This window comes from Bradyrhizobium sp. UFLA06-24, assembly GCF_054967145.1.
This window is the reverse complement of sequence record NZ_JADFUE010000015.1, coordinates 126,687-135,711: the sequence shown is the minus strand read 5'-3', so window position 1 is coordinate 135,711 and position 9,025 is coordinate 126,687. Positions and strand designations below refer to the sequence as shown.

The 9,025-nt window shown below is 59.5% G+C and carries 12 protein-coding genes and 1 pseudogene; 10 read left to right on the top strand and 3 right to left on the bottom strand.

The genetic code is table 11. The features are described 5' to 3' along the window. Positions 1 to 811: 811 nt before the first annotated feature. On the bottom strand, positions 812 to 1,033 hold the full coding sequence (locus IF809_RS15260; protein ID WP_028143557.1) for a hypothetical protein: 222 nt from the start codon (positions 1,031 to 1,033) through the stop codon (positions 812 to 814). A 332-nt stretch (positions 1,034 to 1,365) separates the two neighbouring features. On the opposite strand from IF809_RS15260, the pseudogene IF809_RS15255 reads away from it, so the two are divergent. From IF809_RS15255 to IF809_RS15235, 5 genes and pseudogenes are all read left to right on the top strand, one after another. Beyond that, a pseudogene (locus tag IF809_RS15255) lies at positions 1,366 to 1,565 on the top strand (transposase); the annotation flags it as partial. A 584-nt stretch (positions 1,566 to 2,149) separates the two neighbouring features. Beyond that, positions 2,150 to 2,461, top strand: coding sequence for a hypothetical protein (locus tag IF809_RS15250; protein WP_028143556.1), 312 nt, complete (start codon positions 2,150 to 2,152; stop codon positions 2,459 to 2,461). Further along, the gene (locus IF809_RS15245) at positions 2,461 to 2,949 is read left to right on the top strand and encodes a hypothetical protein (protein ID WP_028143555.1); all 489 of its coding nucleotides are present in this window, start codon (positions 2,461 to 2,463) and stop codon (positions 2,947 to 2,949) included. The genes IF809_RS15250 and IF809_RS15245 overlap by 1 nt, the downstream gene beginning before the upstream one ends. A 4-nt stretch (positions 2,950 to 2,953) precedes the next feature. Beyond that, the gene (locus IF809_RS15240) at positions 2,954 to 3,502 is read left to right on the top strand and encodes a Mov34/MPN/PAD-1 family protein (protein ID WP_028143554.1); all 549 of its coding nucleotides are present in this window, start codon (positions 2,954 to 2,956) and stop codon (positions 3,500 to 3,502) included. 98 nt (positions 3,503 to 3,600) lie between these two features. Then, positions 3,601 to 5,067, top strand: a complete 1,467-nt coding sequence (locus tag IF809_RS15235) for a ThiF family adenylyltransferase (protein ID WP_441258653.1) — start codon at positions 3,601 to 3,603, stop codon at positions 5,065 to 5,067. A 593-nt stretch (positions 5,068 to 5,660) separates the two neighbouring features. Here the strand turns inward: IF809_RS15235 and IF809_RS15230 are convergent. Then, a complete protein-coding gene (locus IF809_RS15230; protein ID WP_154694114.1) occupies positions 5,661 to 5,942 on the bottom strand; it encodes a hypothetical protein in 282 nt (93 codons plus the stop codon). On the opposite strand from IF809_RS15230, the gene IF809_RS15225 reads away from it, so the two are divergent. The 4 genes from IF809_RS15225 (at position 5,851) to IF809_RS15210 (ending at position 7,838) form a co-directional block, all read left to right on the top strand. Then, on the top strand, positions 5,851 to 6,144 hold the full coding sequence (locus tag IF809_RS15225; protein ID WP_223153741.1) for an Ig-like domain-containing protein: 294 nt from the start codon (positions 5,851 to 5,853) through the stop codon (positions 6,142 to 6,144). The genes IF809_RS15230 and IF809_RS15225 overlap by 92 nt on opposite strands. Further along, complete coding sequence (locus IF809_RS15220; RefSeq protein WP_131233136.1) at positions 6,071 to 6,319, top strand: hypothetical protein; 249 nt, start codon at positions 6,071 to 6,073, stop codon at positions 6,317 to 6,319. Before IF809_RS15225 ends, IF809_RS15220 begins: the two co-directional genes overlap by 74 nt. Before the next feature lie 347 nt (positions 6,320 to 6,666). Continuing rightward, positions 6,667 to 7,566 (top strand): trypsin-like serine peptidase, encoded by a 900-nt coding sequence (locus IF809_RS15215; RefSeq protein WP_049806740.1) that lies wholly within the window; start codon positions 6,667 to 6,669, stop codon positions 7,564 to 7,566. Next, positions 7,563 to 7,838, top strand: coding sequence for a carboxypeptidase-like regulatory domain-containing protein (locus tag IF809_RS15210; protein ID WP_157158172.1), 276 nt, complete (start codon positions 7,563 to 7,565; stop codon positions 7,836 to 7,838). The genes IF809_RS15215 and IF809_RS15210 overlap by 4 nt, the downstream gene beginning before the upstream one ends. Before the next feature lie 160 nt (positions 7,839 to 7,998). On the opposite strand, the gene IF809_RS15205 is transcribed toward IF809_RS15210, so the two are convergent. Continuing rightward, a complete protein-coding gene (locus IF809_RS15205; RefSeq protein WP_157158440.1) occupies positions 7,999 to 8,151 on the bottom strand; it encodes a hypothetical protein in 153 nt (50 codons plus the stop codon). 21 nt (positions 8,152 to 8,172) lie between these two features. On the opposite strand from IF809_RS15205, the gene IF809_RS15200 reads away from it, so the two are divergent. Next, the gene (locus IF809_RS15200) at positions 8,173 to 9,024 is read left to right on the top strand and encodes a trypsin-like serine peptidase (RefSeq protein WP_157788444.1); all 852 of its coding nucleotides are present in this window, start codon (positions 8,173 to 8,175) and stop codon (positions 9,022 to 9,024) included. The last annotated feature ends 1 nt before the right edge of the window (position 9,025 follow it).

Genomic DNA, 9,025 nt, shown 5'->3' with positions numbered 1-9,025 from the left:
CCGCACCGTTCCAATGTGTGAAATCGACTGAAAAAGCTCTTGCCTCGCGGGCCGTTCCACATATGGGGGCAAGGTCAAAGGTCACTGAGCAGCTCTTTGGCTTTGGCAAGCTGGGTTCCGCGGATCACTCCCCGGCTTTTTTGGGGGATGAAGCTGCGTTTGTCGCTTATTGCCGCCCAGACAGTGACAGACCTCTCCGTCCCAGCTCGGTTTTTCGATCCGGAAAAAACCTCCAGGCCGGGGCCGGTCCACTCCGGCGCGTCGAAGTTCCGCGCGGCGCCGAGTGCGTCCAGCGGATTGGGTTCCGTATTCTTCCGGCGTGTTTCCCTCCGAGCGCAGGTTGTTGCCGAAGTCTGCGAGCTGGGTTTACAGTCTCCCCGTGTGCCGTTTGCACATGATATTTGAGATTTCGGCATCTGCGATTCACATATGTACTCGCGGGTCACTGCAGTTCAGTCAATCTTGAGAACTCATTTTGTAACGCATTTGGAACGACATGTGGTGTAAAGCAATAGTCTCAGCTTACGTTCGCTTAAGGAACCAGCAGGCGCTTGAAGATATGAGGGGCCTTCGGCGCGAATTGCTCGAGTCCGCGTCCGGCTCCGCAAGCAAGCACGTTCACGCAGATCTCCGATTGATCAAGGATGGGTTGGAACAGCTCCGCCGTCGCAAACTTTGAGGCCGGCACCGAATTCGCTGCCGCGGCCCTGCCGCTCCGGCATTGAGCGCCGTGATCGCTTGCTCCAACGCGCGCTTAGCGCCGATGTACAGATCCAACAGGTCGGTGGGGCGATGCCGTTGATGTTGCATATCAGCGCTCCTTTTGAGCGTGCTCGGCCTCGACCGCGCGGAGCAAGGCGGCAAGACAGGGATATTCCACGCCATCGCGCGCGTAGCGGTTGACGCGCTCGACATATCGGGCCGATCCGTCGGACTTGCCGCGCCAGCTGAACAGCAGCACGGCGCTGTTGTGCTGGCGCAGAACGTGGCCGGCGCCACTACCGAAATACTTGCTCATGGCGTGGCGCTTCATGGCCGGCCTCCAGCTTCCCCAGCTCCGACTCGTCCATTCCCGGATGAGCGTCCCGGACCGGGACGTTCCTATTGTAGGCGAAGAGGGATTCGGCGGGGGTGAACAGCTTCACACTTCTTGGTTTTCAGGCGGGTTGAATAGGCTGACCGCTGCACAGTTCGGGAGCCTTCCATGGAAACAGAGCTCACCGTCCAGCATGCCCCGCTGCCCGGGCCTCGGGAGCGCGAGCTCCGGGCTGCGCAGTACGTCCGGATGTCGACGGATCGGCAGCGAGAACTCTAGCCAAAAATGGTCCAGTTTGCCGGCCTCAGATATCAGAAGAAGGAGGACAGATGAAGCGAGCAAGGTTCACGGAAGAGCAGGTTATCGCGGTATTAAAGGACCATAGGCTGGGGCGAAGACAGCCGACCTGGCTCGCAAGCAGGGTGTTTCCGAGGCGACGATCTACAATTGGCAGGCCAAATTCGGCGGCATGGAGGTTTCCGAGGCGAAGCGGCTGAGGGCCTTGGAAGAGGCAGGTTGCGCAACAAAGTAAACAGCTGCTCGCGCACAGTCATCGCGTGATCTTCTCACATATTTATGGGGGGCGCTGGCAAACCACTGAAATGGTTCCGGTACCAGGCATTCGCGCTAGCTCACATTGAAAGCATTGAGCCCAACCATACGGGCGACTTGAAACGGATTGAATTACGGCTACGCTCTTAGGTGGCGCGTTTAATATTGTGCACTTCCCTACAGAAGTGTTCCGGGTTTGTCGATATCTTGTACGCGGCGATCGCAGAGTTTTCCTCCGAATGACCCGACTTCTTTGCATCGCTCGGCGAATAGCTTGCCGACGTATGTCCCGCTGGGACGGCTGACAAGGCCTGATGCGAACGTTCAGCACGAACTGCACCGTTGCCTGCAGAGAATGCGCGCTTGCAAGGCACAGGTGCGAGATTGTCCGCGACGAAGCTGCGATCGAATGGCCGTCGTTAGCGACGTCTTGCGGCTTGAAAACAACACCCCGCGCCCTTGTTCGTCGTGACTCCGTGTGAAAACGCAAAAAGCCGGCGCCGCCGCTGCTCTAGTCTGAGGGGCTCAGCTAATTAGCTGATTTTGGAAGGAGCCGAGCAGATGGCTGAAGTTGCCGATGAGAATGAAGTTGTTGATTTTGCGAAAGAAACGCGTGTCGTGGTGTTGAACACGAAGACAAACCGCGACGTGACCTTTAAGGTTTCGTGGGCGACCACGCTGCAGGCTGTATGGGACGCTTCTTACGGCAAGTTTAATCCGGCGGAGCACAAGGACGCTGACGACAAGTTCCAGTGCCAACACGCCGGCGCCGACCTGACGCCCTATCTCGGGCTCACGCTGCGGCAGGCCCAAGAGCAGCATATCTGTCCGGCACGCAAGTATCAGATCGTCGGTGGCACCGGCGGGGCGTGATGGCCAATGCCAACGAGACACCTGTCCCAGATCCTGCTCGTGGCGGCGAGGCGCTCGAGCGGGATCTTCCTCTCGCTCTGAAGGGACGGACTTTGGAAGAGGCCGGCTGGTGCAGAATCGACGCCTTAACCCTGTGCGTGCCGCTCTGGAGCCCGAGTGCCGACTTCTTCCTGCTGCGACTTCAATTTCACTGCTATCCCGAATGGCCACCGAGCGCGCAATTCGTGAACCCGATTACGAAGGACTACAAGCTGGGCGACGATGATCGGTGGCTTCCCAACATCGAGGCGCCGCACCTTAGGGTGCATCCAAATTACAACGACCAAAAGCGGCAGCTCATCTGCAACTCCACGACGCTGGAGTTCTACGACTTGCGCCACTCGGTAGAGGCGCGGCATGTCTGGGACCCTGAGCGCCACAATTTCAACCACACCTTGTTCACCATCACCGAGGCCATGCGGCTCTACTACAGGGGCCGTCAGGGGTAACCGCATGAGCAATTTCGATCAGGACGACCAGATACGCCGATCGCCGCCGCAGCAGCCCTATCAAGCCAATTCCGCTATCCTCTACGCGCCCAAGAATGCCCTCGAACAAACGGTCGGGGTGCTGCAAGGGGCCGGGCGCGTCGAGACGTGCTGCTTCTGGTACGGTCGCGATCTGCCTGGAGGGTGCGGGCGCGTGGAAGCCGTTGTTGTGCCCCCACAGCGCGGCACGTGGGGCAATTACGACGTCACCGGCGAGGCAATGGCGGCGGTGTCGGCGGCCACCCGAGCAAAGCGCTGGGTCGCGCTCGCTCAGGTGCATTCGCATCCGGGCGACTGGGTCGAGCATTCCCGATACGACGACGCCCGTGCGATAAGTCGAGGGGTCTTGTCGGTGGTCTTTCCGCGGTACGGTCACTGGACCGGTCCATGGCCGCATCGGGCCGGCATCCATGAATTCCAGATCAACTACTGGCACCTTCTTTCGATCGCCGACGCGGCCCGCCGTCTCGTTCTCGAAGGTGCCGGTACGGTTTCTTTTCTGGATTTGCGCTGATGTCTGGCCCTCTTCTCGGCGATAGGCATTTGCGGCCGGACCCTTCCGGTGCCCTTCGACCTATCGATCAGGCCCGCAAAGGTTTGGTGAGAGTCACGGTGCCCGCCGCGATCGCGTCCACGTTCGCCGGGCAGCACATGATCTGGACTCTGACGAACCAACTGGTCCGGCAAGACCAGCTTGTCGAGGGCATCGCGTTGTCAGTGCCGGAGACCCGCCTTCTCGACGGCGTCGTACCGTACGCCAAGCCTGGAAGTCTCGTTGAGTCTCTTTTGGCATGGGCGAAGGAAGCCGTAGGCGATCGTGTCCGCGTTGAGCTCGATATCGCCGCTGATAAACGCGCAGACGTTGAGATCACGGTTGGAAATGAGGGCGCGCGATTCGCCGCGGATCGACGACTGTCGATCTTCGCAGACGGATGGAATATCTACGCGGGTCCGCTCGGATCAGCTCCTAGCGTGATACCGCGGGACAAAAATCCACTCGGCCCTGCTTTCGCGGGGTGTCTAGCTGCTGCCGAGGTTTTCAAGCACCTGCGCGGAATTAACCCCGAACGCGGTTCCTTCGTCGATCAGCTTGCGTATTCGCTCCTCGATCTGCAGACCCGATCGGGGTGGGAAGATTTGCCCTCCGCTGAGCTGCCCGAGACGTTGTCCATCGGCCAGCCCTACTTGGTCGGCGCCGGTGCGGTCGGCCAGGCTTTCGCGCTGGCCCTCGGCTCCGTGCCTGGTGTGCGGGGTCACGTGACGGCCATCGATCCGGAGGCGCTGGACGATATAACCAATCTCAACCGTTATCCGCTTGCTCGCATCGTTGACTTTAACGACGATCGATCGAAGGCTGAGATCGTTGCCCAATATCTGCGGTCCCGCGGGCTGACGGCCCACCATGTGATGAAGAAGTGGGAGGAGTTTCTGCGTCGCGTCGATCGAGGCGATCAGCTTCCGGAGCTCGCGTCCGATGAGGCAATCTTCCGGTTCGACACGATACTCTCATGTGTTGACGATACTGATGGAAACTTCGCCCGGCACGCGATCCAGAATGTATGGCCGCGCATGTTGATGGGCGGCAGCACGCACGCTACGGGTCTGCGGTCAAGCGTCTCCATCTACGACGTTCCCTCGCCGTGGATGTGCCTGAAGTGCCACAACCGGCTTCGCGATCCACGCAAAGAACTCGTTGCCCTGGTTGATGAGTTGCGCGGGTTGTCGCGGGTGCAACGGGCAGCGTGGACATCTGCTCGCGGCATGAGCGCTAACGAGGTCGAGGAGGCATTAAGCAATCCAGGGTGCGCGTCGGTCGGCATCCAGCAACTTGCCGACTACGTCAACCGGCCAGGTGACCCGCAATTCTCGGTGGGGTTCACATCCATGGCCGCGGGAATCATTCTGGCTGCCCAGCACATTAAGATGTCGATCGGAATTGCTGCTTTTCCAACCGATCGTGGTTGCTCCAATTTCTTCTATTTTCTCCATCCAAGTTCTCGCTGGTTCGTGCAAGGCGCAAATCCGAACTGCACCTGCCAGACCGAAGGCAGGTCTCGCCATCTTCGTCTGTGGCGTTGAGCGGTCCCGCCTTCGGTCTAGAAGATCGTCCGTTAGAGAAAACCAGTTGCGCGCCAGATAAACGCGAACGCTCGAGAAGAGGTCGTCCGCTGCCTGGACGACCAACCTGAGCGCCATAGCAGGGACGGTGGTCAGGCGAAGGGATGGAGTGAATCAGCGCAGTTGCGCAGCAACGCTGATCGGCCGAGCTCTGGCCGCGGCAACTTGGTCTCCTGCGGCTGATCTCTCCTTAAGAAGTGACGAATATCTGTTGCCGATTTTGCATACCAAGCCAGCATTTGCTCCGAAGGCCCGTTCTCGAACTGAGTCGCATCGGCGCGCTTGTTGGCCCATCGAAAATTCTGGACAAAATAGTGCCGCAAGCCTTTTCCGGGGGAAGTGTTACAAGCACAGATAGTCGTCGCTCTCATTCTGTTGTTCGGTTGAACACTCATGGTGTTCTGGCGCTGGCCTCATCACGACGTCTCGGATCGCCCTGAGGACTGCTTCAACGGCGAAGAGTTTGGCGTTGTTCGGGAGCTTGAGCGGACAGCGATTGATCCCCTTTAAAACTCGAGTTGCCGCGCGCTTTGAATGACGAAAGAAACGATTTGTCACCAGTGATGCGTCGCCTGGTGGGCGATCTCTTCGCCGATCTCCGCCGCCTCGAAGAACGGATTCGCGAAGTGACAAAGGAGATCGAGGCGGTCGCCGATCGAGAGGACGTCACACGCCGGCTGATGACAATCCCTGGTATCGGCGCATTGGGTGCGACCGCCGTACTTGTCGCAATAAGGATAGTGGGTGTTGTTCACCCCAACCAACCACGATCCGGTCGCAATTTCCGACAGCAATGGCGTAGCAAAAGGCAGGGTTGTTACAGCGTCGGCAGCCATTGGCGTACTCTCAAACGACAGCGACCTCGATCACGATCAACTGTCAGTCGGCTCGGTTACGGAGATGATCTTGGCGCAGGAGCAAGCCGCAAACTGGGGCAGAGGTGGACTCCTTCCGCAGTCCCAGCGTGGACACGAGTCTGGCTGGAGAGATCAGCCTCGTCAGATCCGCCGAAATGGCGTTCACGAGCGAAGGGCTTAACCTCACTACCAAACTCTCGGGCTCGAGCGGGGAAAGGCCGGACAGCCTTCTTGGATTGTCGGAAGTGAATACGGACAAACTGACTTTCGCCTTTGCCGAGCGATCGGCGACGGGAACCATTGCCCGCGCGGCGCAAACTTCGCGAGCGCTCTCTCTACTGAACAACATTCTTTAGTGGTTCGTCATTACAGTGTGTTGCGAGAAAGTCGGAGGAGGAACGCTATCAGGAATGTCGAGGTGAAGTTTCTGCCTATGCCCGCCGCCACATGCTCTCGGCAGAGTAATGCAGCTGAACTGAATGTCGTCCCTTCAGTCGCATACGTGCTCAACGGACTTTGCCCCAGTTTTCCAGCAGAAGACAGGCCACAAGCTCATCGTTCAATATGGAATAGCTCCTGACCTTAAAAGATCCCGTCGTCGATGGCGAGACGGGAACGAAGATCCGATTTTGGTTGCAGAAAATTCTGACGCAACTAGGATGTAGCCGTAATCTCTTGATTTATTTTTTGAGGAGGATTTGGCATGAATGCGTTGCCCTGGTCGTCGTCAGCGGCCTTGCCGCCCACCGAAAATCAACCCATTGCGCCCGTCATCGAAACTGCCGGCAGTGATGGCAGCGCCGAGTCCAAGGGCGAATCGCAGCAGGATCTGCTTGTCTTTGGAAAATCGGATGTCAAGATAAAACCGAAGGGCGTGCGGGTCGGCAACGAAACAGTGCTGGGCACCGACGACCGCGTCAGAATTACCAATACAAAGGCCCCGCCGTGGCGCAAGATTGCCGGGCTGAAATTGAAGCCTCGGCCGCCACAGACATCTTCGTATATCGGGACGGGGTGGTTTATCGGCCCCAAGACCCTGCTGACCGCAGGACACTGCGTCTACAGCCCGTCGGATTTCAACGGCTGGATTGGTTCGATCGAGGTCTCGCCGGGGCAGGACGCAGGCGTATCTCCCTTCAGGACCGTGACCGCAACGAAGTTCTTTGCGCTTCAGCAATGGATCAACTCGGCCGATCCCGATCATGACATCGGTTGCATTCAGCTGGCGGAGCCGCTGGGCGAGGAGGTCGGCTATTTCAAGATCGCGTCGCAGACGGATGCCGAGCTGGAGAACGCTCTCGTCAACATTTCGGGCTATCCGGGTGATCTCGACAACGGGCGAAACCAGTACTTCCACCAGAACAGGGTGCTTCGGACGTCCGCACACCGCATCTATTACGACGTCGATACGTACGGAGGCCAGAGTGGCTCGCCTGTCTGGGTCCAGGCGTCGGCGACCAGCGAAGCTGTTGCCGTTGCGGTGCACGCTTATGGAATAGGTGGCACGGCGCCCAGTCTCGGCGTGACGGCGAATTCCGGACCGCGACTTTCGCCGGAGATCGTGTTGACGGTGAAGGAGTGGTTGCAGGCCGCCTCGGCTTGACAGCTTCCGTGCCGCGCAGCCGGTGCTTCATTCATGTGACCCTCCGCGATGGGCAGCCGCTTGCCGGTGCCCGGATCGCGGTCGAGCAGGCAAGCGGTCCGGTGCCGGAACTGATGTATCAAACGGATGCGGACGGGCATGCCCAGATCGGGCTTCCAACCGGAGAGGTTCGGCTGCGCATCTTCACCGCCTCTGGCGAGAGCCGCTCCGTAGACATCAATGTCGGAGCGGAGCCGGACAAGACCTATGACGTAACAATCGATCCGCCCTGATGACGGTCCCCTGCGGAGAGACGCCATGATAAGTCGAGCCCGCTTCCCGGAGTCCACTGAGGAACGCGCCGAACGAGTCATCAAAGAGATCAAGAAGCTGGGGCTCGGACCAGCGGCGGCGCCGCGAGAAGCCGGCGGATTGGAGTCAGTCGCGCCGAAGTCACCGTCGTTGCAGGAGGTTGAGCAGCGCATCGAATGGAATCTCAAAGCGGCGTCTCCCGGCGCGACGGAGCTCGCTCGCGCGGTTGCCAACAAGACCGCACGGGAAGGACTCGACCTTGCCGCCTCGCTCGCCGGCGGTCACGTCAGCCATCGCGATCTCAACGCAGGGCAATTGGCGAATCTGGAGGCCGTGATCCAAGTCATTGGGCGGCCAGCCTGGTTCGTCGAGGGCGATGCGCCCGACACCAGTGCGGCGACTGCGAAAGACGACTTCTGGGTTGCGTATATCAATACGGCACAGAACGCGATCCTGGACATCTGCGCTCGGGTTGGCTGCATCATGGTCGGAAGCGCTGAGCCGTTCGTTCCTGTTGCGACCGGGTGGTTGATTGGCAGGAACACGCTGGTGACCAATGCGCATGTCGCCGGTGCGGTGGCCCGACAGAACGCTGCGCTGGCGGCCACCGACGTGCGCCAGGGATGGCGGTTGCGGACCGATCGGCCATGCGTCGTAGATTTCCGCTTCGAGAAGGGAGGCTCGAAGCATTCGCGGTTCGCCCTCGACGAGGTGCTTTATGTCGAGGGCGGTGACAAACCGGATCTCGCGATTTTCCGGCTGAAGCCGCCGACGGCGGACGCGGCAGGCGGCATGCCGTCACCGATCGTGATGGATCTGAAGGCGCAGTCCAACGGATGGGCGAAACGGAATGTTTTCGTCGCAGGGCACCCGATCAAGGACCTCGCGGACGATCAGAACGTATTCAAAGTTTTCGGTGAGCTCGACGGCACCAAGCGCTTTTCTCCGGGTTGCGTGCTGGAGCTTCTCGGCACGGATGTACTGGCCCACGACTGTTCGACGACCAATGGGTCCTCCGGCAGTCCGCTGGTGGATTTCGCATCGTCGAAGGTTGTGGGACTGCATTATTTTGGCCGCCCCGGAGCGCGCAACGAAGCCGTGCTCCTGTCGGCGATAGCCGATCACCCTGCGATCGTCCGAAGCCAGACGGGGGAGTGGGGTATCTAAA